The sequence below is a fragment of the Ensifer aridi genome (assembly GCF_002078505.1).
Lineage (GTDB): Bacteria > Pseudomonadota > Alphaproteobacteria > Rhizobiales > Rhizobiaceae > Sinorhizobium > Sinorhizobium aridi.
Genome location: NZ_LUAV01000011.1, coordinates 115,111 through 130,064 on the forward strand (window position 1 = coordinate 115,111; position 14,954 = coordinate 130,064).

The 14,954-nt window shown below is 60.6% G+C and carries 15 protein-coding genes, 1 tRNA gene and 3 pseudogenes; 9 read left to right on the plus strand and 10 right to left on the minus strand.

Features of this window, described 5'->3' with window-relative positions; genetic code table 11:
• Positions 1 to 326: 326 nt before the first annotated feature.
• Together AYK65_RS09785 and AYK65_RS09795 are read right to left on the minus strand one after the other, a co-directional pair.
• Positions 327 to 671 carry a hypothetical protein gene (locus AYK65_RS09785; protein ID WP_081158241.1) on the minus strand — a complete coding sequence of 115 codons (345 nt, stop codon included), beginning with the start codon at positions 669 to 671 and terminating at the stop codon, positions 327 to 329.
• A gap of 600 nt (positions 672 to 1,271) precedes the next feature.
• A pseudogene (locus tag AYK65_RS09795) lies at positions 1,272 to 2,107 on the minus strand (terminase large subunit domain-containing protein); the annotation flags it as partial.
• A gap of 143 nt (positions 2,108 to 2,250) precedes the next feature.
• On the opposite strand from AYK65_RS09795, the gene AYK65_RS09800 reads away from it, so the two are divergent.
• Both AYK65_RS09800 and AYK65_RS09805 read left to right on the plus strand, forming a co-directional pair.
• Positions 2,251 to 2,592, plus strand: a complete 342-nt coding sequence (locus tag AYK65_RS09800) for a GFA family protein (protein ID WP_026621303.1) — start codon at positions 2,251 to 2,253, stop codon at positions 2,590 to 2,592.
• A gap of 279 nt (positions 2,593 to 2,871) precedes the next feature.
• Positions 2,872 to 3,273 (plus strand): hypothetical protein, encoded by a 402-nt coding sequence (locus AYK65_RS09805; RefSeq protein ID WP_026617627.1) that lies wholly within the window; start codon positions 2,872 to 2,874, stop codon positions 3,271 to 3,273.
• A 38-nt stretch (positions 3,274 to 3,311) separates the two neighbouring features.
• Here the strand turns inward: AYK65_RS09805 and AYK65_RS09810 are convergent.
• Positions 3,312 to 3,724: pseudogene (locus tag AYK65_RS09810) on the minus strand (hypothetical protein).
• A gap of 165 nt (positions 3,725 to 3,889) precedes the next feature.
• Between AYK65_RS09810 and AYK65_RS09815 the strand changes: the two are divergent.
• From AYK65_RS09815 to AYK65_RS09830, 3 genes are all read left to right on the plus strand, one after another.
• A complete protein-coding gene (locus AYK65_RS09815; protein ID WP_081158242.1) occupies positions 3,890 to 4,159 on the plus strand; it encodes a hypothetical protein in 270 nt (89 codons plus the stop codon).
• Positions 4,160 to 5,382: 1,223 nt separating this feature from the next.
• Positions 5,383 to 5,586, plus strand: a complete 204-nt coding sequence (locus AYK65_RS09825; protein ID WP_026617629.1) for a hypothetical protein — start codon at positions 5,383 to 5,385, stop codon at positions 5,584 to 5,586.
• 326 nt (positions 5,587 to 5,912) lie between these two features.
• Positions 5,913 to 6,092 carry a hypothetical protein gene (locus AYK65_RS09830; RefSeq protein WP_026617630.1) on the plus strand — a complete coding sequence of 60 codons (180 nt, stop codon included), beginning with the start codon at positions 5,913 to 5,915 and terminating at the stop codon, positions 6,090 to 6,092.
• A 49-nt stretch (positions 6,093 to 6,141) separates the two neighbouring features.
• Here the strand turns inward: AYK65_RS09830 and AYK65_RS09835 are convergent, their stop codons facing one another.
• The 3 genes from AYK65_RS09835 to AYK65_RS09845 all read right to left on the minus strand — a co-directional run bounded on the left by AYK65_RS09835 (position 6,142) and on the right by AYK65_RS09845 (position 8,123).
• Entirely contained in the window at positions 6,142 to 6,537 is a 396-nt protein-coding gene (locus tag AYK65_RS09835; protein WP_026617631.1) for a BA14K family protein, read from the minus strand.
• Positions 6,538 to 6,836: 299 nt separating this feature from the next.
• Positions 6,837 to 7,457 carry a hypothetical protein gene (locus AYK65_RS09840; RefSeq protein ID WP_081158243.1) on the minus strand — a complete coding sequence of 207 codons (621 nt, stop codon included), beginning with the start codon at positions 7,455 to 7,457 and terminating at the stop codon, positions 6,837 to 6,839.
• Between the two features lie 150 nt (positions 7,458 to 7,607).
• A complete protein-coding gene (locus AYK65_RS09845; RefSeq protein WP_081158244.1) occupies positions 7,608 to 8,123 on the minus strand; it encodes a helix-turn-helix domain-containing protein in 516 nt (171 codons plus the stop codon).
• A 136-nt stretch (positions 8,124 to 8,259) separates the two neighbouring features.
• On the opposite strand from AYK65_RS09845, the gene AYK65_RS09850 reads away from it, so the two are divergent.
• The 3 genes and pseudogenes from AYK65_RS09850 to AYK65_RS09860 all read left to right on the plus strand — a co-directional run bounded on the left by AYK65_RS09850 (position 8,260) and on the right by AYK65_RS09860 (position 9,796).
• The gene (locus AYK65_RS09850) at positions 8,260 to 8,949 is read left to right on the plus strand and encodes a S24 family peptidase (protein ID WP_081158278.1); all 690 of its coding nucleotides are present in this window, start codon (positions 8,260 to 8,262) and stop codon (positions 8,947 to 8,949) included.
• Positions 8,950 to 9,183: 234 nt separating this feature from the next.
• A pseudogene (locus tag AYK65_RS32920) lies at positions 9,184 to 9,507 on the plus strand (hypothetical protein); the annotation flags it as partial.
• Positions 9,506 to 9,796, plus strand: coding sequence for a hypothetical protein (locus AYK65_RS09860; protein ID WP_026617634.1), 291 nt, complete (start codon positions 9,506 to 9,508; stop codon positions 9,794 to 9,796). The pseudogene AYK65_RS32920 and the gene AYK65_RS09860, both read left to right, overlap by 2 nt.
• 142 nt (positions 9,797 to 9,938) lie before the next feature.
• On the opposite strand, the gene AYK65_RS09865 is transcribed toward AYK65_RS09860, so the two are convergent.
• Positions 9,939 to 10,014: transfer RNA gene (locus AYK65_RS09865), tRNA-Lys, on the minus strand.
• A gap of 202 nt (positions 10,015 to 10,216) precedes the next feature.
• On the minus strand, positions 10,217 to 11,134 hold the full coding sequence (locus AYK65_RS09870) for a PhzF family phenazine biosynthesis protein (protein ID WP_026617635.1): 918 nt from the start codon (positions 11,132 to 11,134) through the stop codon (positions 10,217 to 10,219).
• Between the two features lie 601 nt (positions 11,135 to 11,735).
• Here AYK65_RS09870 and AYK65_RS09875 point away from each other — a divergent pair.
• On the plus strand, positions 11,736 to 12,941 hold the full coding sequence (locus AYK65_RS09875) for an MFS transporter (protein WP_081158245.1): 1,206 nt from the start codon (positions 11,736 to 11,738) through the stop codon (positions 12,939 to 12,941).
• An 83-nt stretch (positions 12,942 to 13,024) separates the two neighbouring features.
• Here AYK65_RS09875 and AYK65_RS09880 read toward each other — a convergent pair whose 3' ends face one another.
• On the minus strand, positions 13,025 to 13,762 hold the full coding sequence (locus AYK65_RS09880) for an NUDIX hydrolase (RefSeq protein WP_046120772.1): 738 nt from the start codon (positions 13,760 to 13,762) through the stop codon (positions 13,025 to 13,027).
• Positions 13,763 to 13,765: 3 nt separating this feature from the next.
• Positions 13,766 to 14,872: an endonuclease/exonuclease/phosphatase family protein gene (locus tag AYK65_RS09885; protein ID WP_081158246.1), complete on the minus strand. Its 1,107-nt coding sequence runs from the start codon at positions 14,870 to 14,872 to the stop codon at positions 13,766 to 13,768.
• Positions 14,873 to 14,954 lie beyond the last annotated feature (82 nt).

A 14,954-nucleotide genomic window follows, 5' to 3' on the forward strand; every position in this document is an offset into this window, starting at 1 on the left:
GCATTTGACGCTGTTGCCGGCGTCGTCTTCAATATTCTCGATCTGCTCATCTTTGAACCATCGCACGGCGCGAGTGGTTGTGCCCCTGCTGAGCCTTGGCAAAATTCAAGTTCAGGAAATCTATGCAGAGGATATCGCGTTTAATTGGCTTGGCCTCAAGCGCCTGCCATCTGGCCGGCTCCTGCTGAGCTCTTCGATGAGCAACCTTGCGGGCGCTGTCTTCTGGTTCCTTTGCCTGGCGATATTTTTCCTAAGCACCCGGGGTTCATGAGGGTCGGCGGACTGCGTTCTGGACGTTCAATCGCTCCATTGACGTTGCACTTCTTTTAAGGAAGCCCGGCTGGGGAACAGCTCATCCCAAAGCCCGCCTCTCTTTCCGAAGGCGAGCTACCATCTGTCGCTGGTTGACCCGCCGCTGGCACCCGTGATCTGCGCTCGGCCGGGGCTATTGCCGGTGCGTTGCGATGATCATTTGGATTTCCCTTGTAAGACTCCTCCCAGAACTTCGGACTCTGATGATAAGCGTCATACGCGTCGTGCCATGTGATGCCGAAGTCGCGGGAGATCCGGTCGGCATAAGCCTCATCGGGATTGAGCGTGTCGTTGAACATCGACTTACCCATTTTGTTGCCTATTCTCTTAAGTACCTGATTGAGCAAAAGAGCCTGCATACAGCTCTCTCCATTGGGCAAAAACCGCGCATTCGGCCGCAATGCGACCGGATGCACGACTTCTTTGGTTTTTGTGATTGGGTGGGGCTGCTAGCTCGGTGAGCTATGCGCTCCTTGTCATAACGCCATGGACAGGCGCCGACTTACTTACGCCGGGTTAATGCTCACTTAGCCCTTGTAAAGCTGGCTCGTGTTTGGCGCGGTTGGCCTGCTGGCCGGCGCCTCGATGGTGGTGATCCCGATGTCCGGCGAGCCGTCGGTTGCCCAGCATGAACATGGCTCACCCGCCGGGCCGGTACCATAGGGGCAAACCTGCTCGGGGGTCGTGCACTGCCGGGGGCCCGGCTTAGCCACGGGCTGGGCTCCGGCCGGCTGAAGCTTGACCGAGCCGCGTGCCGGCGCCGTTGGCACAGCTGTTTCGCTGCACGAAGAGAGCACGAGCGGAACAGCAATCAAGAACAAGGAGATGCAGCGAAGGTTCTTCATGGCATTAGCCCTATTCCGGGCCGCGACAGGTTTCAACCCCCACTTGGCACCATCTTCGATCTTGCCCCAGCAATTGCATATCCATCCCGCGATCGCTGCCGCCGCGCGGCCCGGCACCACCAAGCGCCGGCATTCCCTTGGTACGCGCTTCGCGCTCATGCGCCGGGTAGCTGGCGATAATCCTTTGGCGCTCTTCCGGCGTGTAGTGCTCGGCGTCGTCGATCGCCATGGTGATGACCTCGCGATCCGGCGATTTTTCCATCAGATATCTCGCCACCACGGCGCTCAACCCCTTGAGCGGGGTAAAGGTAACTGCAATCGAGCCGCGCGTCGCATTGGTGCGGGTGATGCCCTCGAAGTAAACGTCTTCCGGGGGCTCCTCGTCGAACCAGACGTAATCGACCGTGTTCGCCTGCCATTTGCCGCGCCCCTGCTCATAGGCCTTGAAGAGCGTCGAGGTACCGCCCGAGACATGCCCGCACGGTCACGCTGTCGAGCGCGCCGGAGGCCCCCGAGCGGCGAGTGGTCGCGACGATCGTTGCTTTCGGAATAAAGCCTGTGCCCCAGTCGTCGTCGTTGAGTGGCGGGCCGATCAGCAGACGCTGGACACCGTCGCGCGTCAGCTCGTAGGACTCCGAGCCCGCCAGCATGACGATCGGCTTGTCGAACTGCCTGCCCTGCCACCAATCCGGGTAGCGCCCCGTCAGATGCATCGCCGCTTCCGCCGCTCCGGCGAGCGTCTTGCCGAGCTGGTTGCCGGCCATAAACAGGCGTTCGCGGACGACGGCGCCTGCCGCGTGGAAATCCTTCTGCTTCCGATAAAGCTGATAGCCGGCGAGTAGGTTCGTGCGCCGCCGCCGGTCGAGCTCCGCCAGCAGCGCAATTTGCTCCCTTAGCATCACGGAGAGCTCGGACGCAGCGCTTCCCTGGGATGGGCCGGTTGAGGTCATCCTTGCTCGTTTCCTGGTTCTCTATTGCCGCTCTGCACCGCAAATCGTCCGGCTGGACGGCGATGTCACAACGTCCATAATGGTGACCGCTGGGCGTTGCTCGCCATGGCTCAGTCAGCGCTCGCCGATCGGGAGGCACAATCATGATCGAAGGCCATTGCCATTGCAGATCGGTTCGCGTCACGGTGCCCGTTCGTCCCGAAACGCTTGGCGATTGCAACTGCTCGCTCTGCAGCCGGATCGGTGCGCTCTGGGGCTACTATCCTGTCGAGGAAGTCACCGTCAGCGATCCCGAGAAGAAGCTCGTGGGCTATGTGCAGGGCGACAGGACCTTGACGATGCATCATTGCAGCACGTGCGGCTGTACCACGCACTGGTCGCCGATCGGGCGCAAGTCGTCGCGCATGGGCGTGAACATGCGCATCTTCGATCGCTCGGTCTGGGAGCAGATACCGCACCGCCTGATCGACGGAGCAAGCTGGTAACACCCGCCTCTTACACCCAGCGGATTCGACCGCACATCGACCTGACCGACAACGATCAGCAGATAATCTTCCGAATTGTAACGCCAGGAACAGCCCTACAGCGCCGCGCGTCTTATCAGACGTGTAAAGGTCGCTGTAGCACTTTGAGTTGCTGCATCCCTTAAATCGAGGTCGATTTAAGACGACATGCAGTAGAGCGCGCAACGTCCTTCTATCTGCATGTTCTCAGATGTTTGAGAACATGCTAAATCTCGTGTTTTCAATGAGGGGAACACCACTATGCCACGTATTGCCAATCTTTACTTCAAGACCGCCATAATCTTCCTGATCCTCGGCATCTCCATCGGACTGCACATGTCGATTTCGGGCAATCACGCCGCTACCGGTGCGCATGCGCACGCCAATCTGCTCGGCTGGGTGACGATGGCGATCTTCGGCGTTTATCACGCACTCAATCCGCAGAAGGCAGCGAGGCGCCTAGCGACGATTCAATACGCCGTCTACACCTTCGGCGTAGCGGTGCTTATCCCATCGCTCTATTTGATGCTTTCGGGAAACGCCGCGATGGAACCGGTCGTCGCCGTCTCGTCGCTTATCGCCTTCGCCGGCGTTCTCCTGTTTGCCGTGATCATCTTCTCGAGCGGCGAAGTCGTCGCCACTGCAGCGTCTCCCGCACGCTGATCTTTCTCCGGGACGGAAAGGGCGCCGCGCGCGCCCTTTCACTCGCCCTTCCTCGTCATCCTCTGGCTGGACGCGAGGTCCATCTGCGCCGATCGCCTTGACCGGCGCGCACGTGTTTTCCGTCCAGCAAGCAATGGTCGAATTGCCGCGTCAAGCGCGCGGATGCGCTCGATAAGTTGCTCGCCGAAAGCTCGTCCATGCCGCCCGCAGCGGCGTTCAAATCCTTCGGCTGGAGCGAGGCAACGAGCTTCAGATAGCTCTCCGGCTTCTCCTCGCGAACACGGGCGATCACGTCGACGCCATGCACCGCGAAATCCGCCTGCACCGCATTCAGGAATGCACCGCCCACCTGCCCGCGGCCGCCCGTCACCCGCCTCTCGGGAAGCCCGGCTTCCATTGCCGCATCGTCAGCCACTTCCCCGGCGCGTTCCGGCCTTTCGTCTTCCATCATCGCGCTCTCCATTCTTCTTGCCACCGCTCGGTCTCAAACAGAGCGCGGCGCGTTGTCGGCGCGTGTATGCTGTCGCACAAATCCACCCATAATTGCACCAGAATCGCGACGGAGATTGAATTGCAGGCGGCTGCATAACGCAGCCGTTGAAGCCAGCAGGGGACCATGCGCCATATCTTTGCCGCCGCCATCGTGATCGCCGCCTCGACCGCCTTTGCCTTAGCGGGAAATCAATCCGGCAAACCACGTTATTTCGTGAAAGCGTGGCTTCAAAAAACAGACAAGAGCTTCGAGCACACCACCGGCTGGTGCGACGACAGCTATCGCTGTAATCCGCATACAGAGGTTCTCTACTATCGCCTTGCGGACGAGCTCGCCGATAAGGACCGCGTCGAATTCGGAACCATCTACATCGCACTGGAAGATTTGCGGTAGATCGCCGCTTCCAGCGCCTTAGTTATTTGATCGTGTAGTGCATTGATATGGCTGCTTCACGCAAGCCGTTTGCGGCGTTGAGCACTTGGCCTTGCCGTCGGATACAGAACAGAATGAGCATTGGTCGTTGAACTCCAGGCAGTCCGGATTGCAGGAAATCCTTCATGCTGGCGGCCTGTTCTTGGTCCACCCCTGGTATTTCGATCCGGTCGGCCGAAAAGACTGCTGAAGGCCCTACTATTATCGCCAGGAGCGCAATGTAATATTTTGACGTGTGTATCATTCGAACTCCATCTTTCAGCAGGTTAAGCATCGACCGCAGCAACTTCCAAGCGAAATCGCGTACGGGTCGACCACGCCGGTCGTCGTTCGGAGAAATGTCCGCTAGCGTAGTATTCGCACCAATGCCTCCGCTGCCCTCCGTCAATGAGACAAGTCCATCGCGGCCGGCGATGCTGCCATGCTCGCGCAGCGCCTTGTCGGAGGCGCTGCACTGCGGAGTCTTGGGTCGACGCGTCGGGATGCTTCCGAACCCTCTCAGGATTCGGGTCGACGCGGAGGCGCATCGCCGGCCGCACACGGCGCCGCAGCGTCTTGGAACGCGCGAGGTCGCCGTGAGCCATGAATTGAAAAATCAGGAAGGAGGCCCCAGCGCCTTGCGAGGTGGGAGAAGAAGTCTTCGTCGCTTCAGCATCCTGCCACGGCGACTGGACGACTTAGGACACAATTCCTATCCTTGATTTATGGAATACCGCAACCGCCCTCGCGGTGCAAGCCTCCATGCGCTGAAATGCATTCGGTTTTTGTTTTGCCCACCGGAAACTTTGCAGCGGGCTGCTTCTCCGAGCGTGCCTCCGCAGAGACGAAAGTCTTGCAGGCTGATGGGTCACGCTTCTATGTCGTCCGCCAAAGAAAGCGCTTCGCCAAGGACTGGTCAAATTTTGTTGTACAACCGTATATTATAATTTCCTTGCATAAGACATTGGCCTCTGCTTCAATTCCCACGAGGCTGATGTTCAAGGGCTTGGGCATACTTCAATCGATAATGTCTCGCACGGAAGGAGGCAGTTTCGGCGTCGCGCTGTCACCGATGCCGGGGTCCGACCGTGTCGAATACTTTGAATTCATTTAAGTACTGAAAATATAGGCCCAACTCTCGGCTTTATACCGGGAACTAGACTAGCCCTCCAAGCATTGCCTTCCCGAGAGAAGGAGATTTATCCATGCGTAATCATTGGATGTATGTCGCCATCGGATTTGTTGCCGGCGCCGGATTGTTTCTCACCACCGCCTGGCAGCGCACACCTCCGGTCGAAACCGCTCAGTTCGCCACCATAAAGCTCGAAAAGACTGATCGTCCGCAGGGCCCCGCCGTCCAGGCCTCCTTCGTCATGGAGCGTTTCGGCCCGGCACGTGCAGTCGAATAGACTCTTCAACAGCGGATACCTGGAGCTAAACAGACTGAGCGTCCGCTTGCGCGGATGCTCTGCCGAGCGCCTCTGCATGATTCCTTAAGATCGGAATCGATTTAAGGACAAAATCATGCAGCTACTCACAGTGCTTCAGCGACCTTTGCGCGTTCGATTGGACACGCGGCGCTGTAGCGCGTTCGTGTCGCATGCTCTGTCTTGCCTTTCGCCCCCGAATGCGCAAGTTACTACGGCTCTGAGCGGCTGAAGGGACGACCATTGGCCCCCACGGCGATTGCGGTCGCGGGTTCTGCGGCCGGAGACGATAATCGAGGAAGACAGCTTTGAATTCGGACAACAAACCCGAGGCCACTATCCGGGTCGAGAAGCGGATGAACGGACGTTGGGCATTCGTGCTCAGCTATCGCGGCGTGACGTATCCGGCGCAGGGTCAGTTCAGCACTCAGCTACAGGCGCAAGCTGTCGCCCATGCCGCCATGAAGCTCCTGCAAAAGCGCGGCTGAAGCCAAGCGAAGAAGTGTGAAGCCGCTTTCCGCCGTGAGTGCGTCCGGCTTAATTGTAAGGCGAGTTGCACGCACGGCGCGGGCCGTCGAAAGGCTGGAAGGTGTTGTCACTCGAGCGATACGATCGATAGCGGTCGTGGCACCACCGTGCATGCGCATTTCCGCCGGATAGAACCGTTTGCCGCCGACGTGAGCGCAGTTCGTTGATTGTACCGAGCGGCGGCCCAAGAGTTACGCCTGCGTCTATGTTGATGTCGGTGCCAGGCGCGAAACGCGGACCGGAGTTCAAGTAGCGGTTCCGCAAGAACTGCTGATACTGTCGCTCGACGAAAAGATCGTGCCGGTAGGTACCTCCGCAATCACCGATGCACGTCTGGGGCTGGGCCTGCGACGCGCTCGTAGCCGCAGCCAGAACCGCCAGGACGATGGTGGTCGCAATCTTCATCGACTTCACTTTTCTTCTTTCAACGAAGGAATGACCTGCACTCACTATACACTACCCGACGCGAGCGTTGCGCCAATTTCTTGTGAGCGCAGTTGAACGGCGCACCCGGACACACTGTCTTGGCCGAAGACGAAGGGCGCCGGAGCGCGATGCCATCACCTCCTCAGAGCGCTCCAGCGTTCCTGTGCCCCCCATCACATCCAACGCGGATCCGCTGCCGCCGCGGACCCGTAGTTAGGGAAGCGGCGAGATCGAGGCACCTTCAAAGCCGTAAACGCCCGACATGTAGGATAATATTCCTATCTTAGGTCAAAGCAATGATCCCCCTTCGCATATTCGCGCAAGCCCTTGTCGAAGAGCAGCGCATTCAATCCCCGCTTTAGCCACAGCAATTGCGCCTCCGGCATCATCCTCAAGCCTTCATAGTCCATCACGCAGACGTTGAAGACGGTGGTCTTCACTTGACGCCCCTCCTCGCACCCGAGCAGGAGTCCTTCCGGTCGCATCATTCGTTCGGCAGATTTCGCAGCCATCCGGGCGCGCTCTTCCTTCTGTTCGCCCGGATGTCCCTGCACGCGTCCGATGTCCTGGGCTCTGACGCTCGGAAATGGAATGCCTGTGATATGGTAATAGCGCACCATCGCCGCGGCATAATCGTCGCCGGCTTCGCGCTGCTGCTCGGTGATCCGCCCGTCGAGAAACAACCGCCCGAGCGTGTAGCCCGCAAAGGCGCTTCTGGTTTCAAGCCCGTGCATGCGCTTGCGCGCCGCAAGCGCCACCGCCATGGCCTCCTTCTCGCTTTCCTGTTTCGACCACCCCGGCTTGATCTTGCCGCAGGCAAAGCGCTCGGCATTTGCCTTGCGTGGGCGTCCAAGCTGTGCCTTGCGCTTTGCACGCAATTTCTGGGCCTTGGTCATCATGGGAAATCCTTTCGAGCATGTGTGGAAGAAACGTGGTCACGGTTGTCCGCTCCTGCCCCCTTCGCCGGATGAGCGGATGGAAGACGAATTGACTGTTTGCAGCGGGCGAGCAGACCTCGACGGCTCGGCCTGTTGAATCATCTAGGCGTGTCAGCCGCGCTCGCCCTCGACGTCTGGCTTGCGCACCGCCTCCAGAACCGTCGTATGATCGCGCCGAAAGATGCGGCCGATCCGCGACAATGAGAGATCGCCGCGGTTTTCGTAGACTGCGCGCATGCAGGCATGTCTCGGCTTTACCAGCCGGCGTTCGCGCCGCACGCTGATGACATCCTCCCAACTCACCCCCGGGAAATCCGTGAGCACGGCGGCAACGATCTCCTCGACCGTCGGCCGGTCGCCCTCGCTGTAGTCGTCCGGAACATCTGCGCTCCGGCCGGAAAGCAGTGCCTGCGCCTGCGCCAAGAGCCGCGCCTCGGCATCGGCAAGGTCGACCTCCAACGCGGCGATCCGCCGGGCCTTCGCCGCGTTGTCTGAAGCAAGTTCGGACAGTTGCCTTTCGAGCTGCTCGACCGGGCCGGATCGGCCGACCGCCCTAGCGGCGCGGGTGAGCCGCTCCCGCACGGCACAATAGTGCCGCTTCTGTCTCGCCAGTTCCGAATGCTCCATCGTCGCTTCTCCTTCCAAGGTCAGAGTCGACCCAGCGCTCCGTGGCGCCTCATGAATCTTGCACAACCTGAAATGACACTGTATATGTCGCGATGTCAACATGATTTATGTTACTCGTGTTGCTATGGATCGTGTCATGAGCGAAAGAGCGGAAAGATTGCGCCAGGCGCGCATTAGGGCGGGCTATCAGTTTGCCTCCGACGCGGCGAATGCCCTTGGCATGGTCGCCTCGACCTATCGCGCCCACGAAAACGGGCAGAACGAGTTCGAGCATTCAGAGGCCGAGGTCTACGGCCGCAAGTTCAATGTCGATCCATACTGGCTATTGAGCGGCAAGGAACGGCAGATGGCTGGTGAGGGCGCCGCACCTCCCGGCATCACGGATGCCGGCCCCCCGAACGGCACGATTGTTGACAACCTCATCGGTCAAGGAAAAAAGATCCCGGTCTTCGGCCAGGCCGTCGGTGGAGTTGATGGTGAATTCATAATGAACGGCGATGTGTTGTACGAAGTCATGGCCCCGCCGATTCTTGCTGAAGTTTCCGGCGCCTATGCGGTGTCGGTGTCAGGCGATTCCATGTCTCCGCGCTATGAGGACGGCGAGATCTGCTTTGTCGACCCGACCCGCCCTGTCAGACGGGGCGACTACGTGATCGCCCAGATACGCCTGGAAGAAGACGGCGCTCCCCTCGCCTACGTCAAGAGGTTCGTGCGCCACAACACTTCCGAACTGGTGCTGGAGCAGTTCAATCCGCCGAAGGTACTGCGCTTCGACGCGCACACTGTACACTCCGTCCACTACATCGCGCTGGCTGGCAACGCGTAGCTATACGGGCGTGCCGACGCCCTCCCCTTAGCCACGCTAATCCTGCCCCTCGGCAGGCATCCCTCTAAGACGTTGGAGCTTCGATAACACACCCGATGAATACGGACACAACACGAACCATGTTGACACCGATTGCATCAGATGTGATGTTGTCTCCAACATAGACAACACGGAAAGCGCGCGGTGCATACTGCAGCAAGAGCTTTTCCGTATTCAGAGGAGAAGAAGCGCCGCATGTCCGTTCCCCGCATCAAGTCCGATCTCCATGGCCATGTCGATGAACTCTTTTCGGCCGATCTGCTGCAATCGAGCGATGCGGAAAACCAAGCGGCGCTTAAGAGCTTTCTCTCATCCACCTATTCCAGCCTCGCCTCGCTCTCCTGGCATCTCGGTGCCGATGGAGATGTCCTGCAACGCGAAGCCCGGCCGGCAGCCGAACTCGTGGACGACGTCTTCTTCACCCTCAACCGTGAGCGCGAATTTTCCGGCGCCGATTGCGAATGCGTGCAGGGCCTTCTCGGCACGCACAATTCTCGCCAGCAATTCGGAGGTACGTCTGATGCGGGCAGAAACCTACGCCATCGTAAATCTCGCCGCTTTGAATCTCATCGAAGCCGCCAGTGCCGCCTATTTTGCGACCGAGAAGGAGGCAGCCTCCCGTCACGAGTTTCGCGTCCGTCAAATGCTGCGGAAAATCGCTGCAGCTCTCGGCTACGAGGTTGCCGAAGTGGGCTGGCAGGAGAGCCAGCCCGAGCGCCCATCGGAAGGAACGTCGCCCGAGGTCGCCTCTTCCTCCGGCCTTAGGCTCGTATCCACCCGACCAGTCGAATCAAAGATGTCGCTATGAGCCGCCATTGGTCGCCCAATCGCCTTCGATGGAGATCGAGCCAGCGCCGCGCAACTGTTCAAATGACGCGAGCATTGGGAAGAAACGCCACTTCCGATTTTTAGAAACAGGTTACGGAAAGTCCGTTAAGTGCTTGATTTAATGGTGGGTGATCACGGGCTCGAACCGTGGACCCGCTGATTAAGAGTCAGCTGCTCTACCAACTGAGCTAATCACCCGCCCGGAACCGCGTCGCTGCGGTCTGGTGGGGCGTATAATGGCCTTCGCCCCACTTGTCCAGCACCCTTTGCAAGATTTTTGGGAAAATTTCAGGCCGCCGCAGCGGAGACGTCGGTGGTCGCACGGGAGCGGTGCGCGGCTCGCCGGCGGCGAGCCTGCGGCGCTGTAGCGCGTCGCCTTCACTCGTCGCGCAACGTGCTTCTAAATCGCCAGCTTCCCCTCGGCGACCTTCACAGCGTGCCCGCCGATGCGGGCGGTGGTGATCTCGCCGTCGGCGATGTCGAGATGCAGGTGTATGAAGGAAGGACGGCCCATCTCCACGCCTTGCTCGATCAGAATGGGATGGTGTCCGTCCACAAGTTCATCGAAAAGATTGATCGCACCGGAAAGGGCGGCCGCGGCCGAACCGGTCGCCGGGTCCTCGACGAGGCCCATCTCGGGGGCAAACATACGGGCATGGAAGCGGGCCATGTGGTTGATACCGCCGCGGCAGTAGAGGTAAGCGGCTGCCAGCCGGCCTTCGGCGAGCGGTGTCAGTTGTTCCCAGCGTTGCGGGTCGAATTCCACCGAAGCGGCGGCGTTGACATCGTGCAGAGGCACCATCACGAAAGGAACGCCGGCACTCCAGAAGGAGGTCACGTGGTTTTCGAAACCAATCTGCGTCGTCTTGAGGCTCAGCGCATCGGCTATCGCCTGCCTGTCGAAATGCGCGTGGAGTCTGTTCGGCTTGCGTGGCAGGTCGAATTCGGCAAAGGTCGCCTTGCCCGGCTTCAGCCGCACCGCGGCGCGCACCGGTCCGATCTTTTCCTCCAGAACCTGCATGAGGTCGAGCGCTCTGGCGGACTCGCCATAACGCGCTTCCGCGATCGCGACCGCCGCTCCGACCGTGGGGTGTCCGGCAAAGGGAAGCTCGTGCACCGGCGTGAATATTCTCAGCCGCGCCGAATGGGCAGCACTCCCGGGCCGCAGGATGAAAACCGTCTCGGAGAGGTTGAACTCCCGCGCAACCGCCTGCATCGTTTCGTCGCCGAGGCCGTCTGCCTCGAACACCACAGCAAGAGGATTGCCCCCTAGACGGCTCTCGGTGAAGACGTCGTAGATCGCGTAGTGTAGTGCCATGCATCTCCCCTTACTGGTCCGGATCGTCGTGATTTCCGGTGGTTTCCGGATTCGCGACGGTCAATCCTTGTGCGAGCGGAGACGCCCGCACCCCTCCTCCTGCGCACCTCCCATGCCCCCGAAGTCCTGGATCCATTCTCCGCAATGGAGAGGCGCATTCGACGCAGGCAGCGCCTGCCGAGAAACCTGCGGCCGGCGGACACCTCACCGTAGAACTTGCAACGCGAACGTCCCGGCGGCAAGACCAAAAGCCGCGCACGGATGCCAGCGGTCTACAGAGGCGGAGCCGAGCCGTACCCCACCGTGGGAAAGACTCTCAATTATCCTTCGAGAGAAAGGCAGATACTCGAGCGAGACACTGGTGCCCGCGTGGTTGCCCTCTACAGCGCCGCGCCGTTTTATCAGACGCGCGAAGGTCGCTGTAGGCCTTCAGTTGCTGCACGTCTATCTCCTTGACCGAACGGGCCGACCTCAATGGCCTTCCCCGGCACAGCGAGAAGCGCTATGGCATAGCCGCAAGACGCGGCGCGATTCCAGAGCGAAGGCAAACCCTCACGGCGGGCCGCGCAGGGTGAAGGGCGGAGCCCGAGAGTGCAACAGCATGACGGCTGAGACGAATTCCGGCCTTTCGCGCCGCCGTATCCCCGCTGGAATCTGGGCCTTGGGCTTCGTTTCCATGTTCATGGACATCTCATCCGAGATGATCCACGCGCTGCTGCCCATCTACATGGTCACGGCGCTCGGGACGTCGACGCTCGCCGTCGGCATCATCGAGGGCGTTGCAGAAGCGACGGCCTCGATCACCAAGGTCTTTTCCGGTGCGCTCAGTGACTGGTTGGGCAAGCGCAAGGTCCTGGCAGTCCTTGGATATGGCCTCGCGGCGCTTACCAAGCCGATCTTCCCGCTTGCTGCTTCCCTCGAATGGCTGATCGCGGCCCGTTTCATCGACCGCGTAGGGAAAGGCATTCGCGGCGCGCCGCGAGACGCGCTCGTCGCCGACATCGCCCCGCCGCATCTGCGCGGTGCGAGCTTCGGTCTGCGGCAGTCACTCGACACGGTCGGCGCCTTCCTCGGCCCGTTGCTCGCAATCGCCTTGATGTGGCTGACGGCAGACCATTTTCAGGCGGTGTTCGGGTTCGCGGTCATTCCGGCCTTCCTGTCCGTCGGCGTCCTCCTCGTCGCCGTCAAGGAACCCGAGCGGCCGGCAGAGTTACGCCGGGTGCGCATGCCGCTGCGCCGCGATGAACTCAGGCAACTCGGATCGGCCTATTGGTGGGTGGTTGCCATCGCCGCGGTCTTCACGCTCGCCCGTTTCAGCGAGGCCTTCCTCATCCTGCGCGCCCAGTCGATCGGCCTGCCCTTGGCTGTGGTTCCGGTCGTGCTCGTGATCATGAGCCTCGCCTACTCGCTTTCCGCCTATCCGGCGGGCGCCCTGTCCGATCGCGTTGATCGTTTGACGCTGCTCGTGGTCGGCCTTGTCCTCCTGGTTCTTGCCGATCTCGCCCTCGCCTTCGCAACCGGCGTCCTCGCGCTCGGCCTCGGCGTGGCACTGTGGGGCCTGCATATGGGCTTCACCCAGGGGCTTTTGGCGACGCTCGTGGCCGACACCGCTCCCACGGAACTGCGCGGAACCGCCTTCGGGATGTTCAACCTCGTCTCCGGCTTCGCCCTGCTCCTTGCGAGCGTCCTCGCCGGGGCTCTCTGGGACATTGCCGGGGCAAAGGCGACCTTCCTCGCCGGCGCCTGCTTTACCACACTCACCATCGTCGGACTGATGTTGATCCGTTCCCAGATCAAGAAGTCATGAACAAATCCGATCCGTGTAGTCGGCCCGGACGCAGCAAGGCGACTGGGTGAGCGCGACGCTGTGCCATGGCGACAGAAACCGGTTCAGCCGGAATCCCGTGCAAAAAGCCATTCCAGAATCGGCGGGATGAAAGCAGGATAATTGTGCGCAGCCGGGTCCGGCGAACGGATCGCCACCGCTTCATCGATCTCCGGATGCGGATCCGCGGCAACATGCGCTGCCACCTGCGCAATGATGTCGTCGGCCTTGGCCGCTAATCGGAAGACGCGGAAAACGACTATGGTGCCGTCCATATGGATGGCATGCCAACCCGGTTCTGCGCTCGCCTCGGAAAGCGCAATTCCCGTCTCCTCCTTGACCTCGCGCGCAATGTTGCGGGCGACGTCGCAGCGCCCATCGATGATATCCTCGGGCTCCAGCGAACCACCGGGACTGTAGACACGTCCGGCATTGGCGGTATGAGAACCCATACGAATCGCGATCACGGCGCCGTCCGAAGAAAGCAGCATCGGCATACCGAAGATGTGGCACGCGCCCGGTGCTCGCGTCTTCCGCCACCAGAGGAAAGTCGAATAGGGCACGATATGGGCGCGCGCGACGATGCGCCCGTCAGCGATGCGGATCGACCGTTGCAGTACCATCCTGCCATCGAAGAGGTGCGGGTTCGCCGCAATTTCTCTCTGCCAGCTTGCTCGAGCACGCTCCACCTCCGCCAGATGAAACGGGTGCGGCCCGGGCGCGACCTCTATGTGGATCTCCGACACAGGAAAAATCGTGCCTTCGGCGGGCCATTGCGACCGGTTGCTTTCGAGTTGGGTCATGGGTCAGATATCCAGTGTCATAACAACCGGGCAGTGATCGGAGGCCTTCGGACGATCCCAGCCGGTGCGCGGATAACGCTCGACCTCCTGGCTCGCGGGGAAGATGGTGCGATAGGGCTGGCCGGCGCGGATGATCTCGGGCACCTGGGCCGCATTGCGGCGGGCGAGCGCAGGCGACAGCCAGATATAGTCGAGTTGGCAGAGATGCCGCTCTTCCGGTCCCCGGCTGTGGAAAAGCGTCCAGCGGTCGAGGACCGGACGCCTCAGCATCGGGTTTTCCACGAAGCCGTCATGGCTCAGGATCTCGAGCGCGCTCATCGCCTCCTCGCGCGGAACGAACTCATAGCCGTTGCGTCGGTCCCCGAGAATATCCACCTTTTCCTGGTAATCGTTCATGTCGCCACAGATGGCAAACATCTTGTCCGCCGTATGGCCGCGGCCGAAGCGGCTATCGATGATGTGGCGCACCGCCTTCGCCTCGGCGATGCGCAGGGCCATTGTCGCCTGACGGCCGTCAAGCCCTTCGCGCGCCGGCCCCATCGACTTGAAGTGAACGACATAGAGGGTGAGCGGCCGGCCGCCGATCTTCAGGTCCACTTCCAGGCAGTCGCGCTTGAAGATGCGGTCGCCGGGCCGGTTGGTCGCCGCCAGGTCGTCGTTGAACAGGTCGAGATCGTTATAGGTGAGCGCCGCATGGCTCTTTACTTCCAGGCACTCGATCTTCTGCCCGTCGCGGGTCTCCTCCCGCGTCAGCACGGCGACGTCGATGCCGCGGGTGTCGTTGCCCTCGATCAGGTATTTCTGGCGGTAGCCGTTACCGACCATGCGGAAGAGATAACCGTACTCGAAGGCCTGCAGCGCCGCCATGCTGTCGGCCTCCTGCAGGCAGAGGATATCGGCATCGCAATCGGCGATCGCCAGCGCCGACATCTGCCGCGTGTCGTCCGTATGCGCAATGGTGCGCGCTTCCTCGAGCCGCTGATATTCCGCCTCGCTTCTGACGTCGAAGAGCCTCAGCACCCGATCCTGCTTGAGCTGGTTGCGAAAACCGGAAAAATCGAAACGGCTCAGGAGATTTTCGATGTTGAAGGTGGCAAGGCGAAGCGACATCAGACAATTCCACATTGAAATGCCGCGGAGATTAGAGCGGGACGAGGAAGAGTGTAAAGCGATCTGCCTTATGGCAGTGCTG

Bases quoted from the DNA above. Each gene is read 5' to 3' on its own strand.
- AYK65_RS09800 (WP_026621303.1), top strand. From the start codon at position 2,251: ATGATCGAAGGCCATTGCCATTGCAGATCGGTTCGCGTCACGGTGCCC.
- AYK65_RS09835 (WP_026617631.1), bottom strand. From the start codon at position 6,537: ATGAAGATTGCGACCACCATCGTCCTGGCGGTTCTGGCTGCGGCTACG.
- AYK65_RS09825 (WP_026617629.1), top strand. From the start codon at position 5,383: ATGCGTAATCATTGGATGTATGTCGCCATCGGATTTGTTGCCGGCGCC.
- AYK65_RS09845 (WP_081158244.1), bottom strand. From the start codon at position 8,123: ATGGAGCATTCGGAACTGGCGAGACAGAAGCGGCACTATTGTGCCGTG.
- AYK65_RS09805 (WP_026617627.1), top strand. From the start codon at position 2,872: ATGCCACGTATTGCCAATCTTTACTTCAAGACCGCCATAATCTTCCTG.
- AYK65_RS09840 (WP_081158243.1), bottom strand. From the start codon at position 7,457: ATGATGACCAAGGCCCAGAAATTGCGTGCAAAGCGCAAGGCACAGCTT.
- AYK65_RS09815 (WP_081158242.1), top strand. From the start codon at position 3,890: ATGCGCCATATCTTTGCCGCCGCCATCGTGATCGCCGCCTCGACCGCC.
- AYK65_RS09870 (WP_026617635.1), bottom strand. From the start codon at position 11,134: ATGGCACTACACTACGCGATCTACGACGTCTTCACCGAGAGCCGTCTA.
- AYK65_RS09875 (WP_081158245.1), top strand. From the start codon at position 11,736: ATGACGGCTGAGACGAATTCCGGCCTTTCGCGCCGCCGTATCCCCGCT.
- AYK65_RS09880 (WP_046120772.1), bottom strand. From the start codon at position 13,762: ATGACCCAACTCGAAAGCAACCGGTCGCAATGGCCCGCCGAAGGCACG.
- AYK65_RS09885 (WP_081158246.1), bottom strand. From the start codon at position 14,872: ATGTCGCTTCGCCTTGCCACCTTCAACATCGAAAATCTCCTGAGCCGT.
- AYK65_RS09785 (WP_081158241.1), bottom strand. From the start codon at position 671: ATGCAGGCTCTTTTGCTCAATCAGGTACTTAAGAGAATAGGCAACAAA.
- AYK65_RS09850 (WP_081158278.1), top strand. From the start codon at position 8,260: ATGAGCGAAAGAGCGGAAAGATTGCGCCAGGCGCGCATTAGGGCGGGC.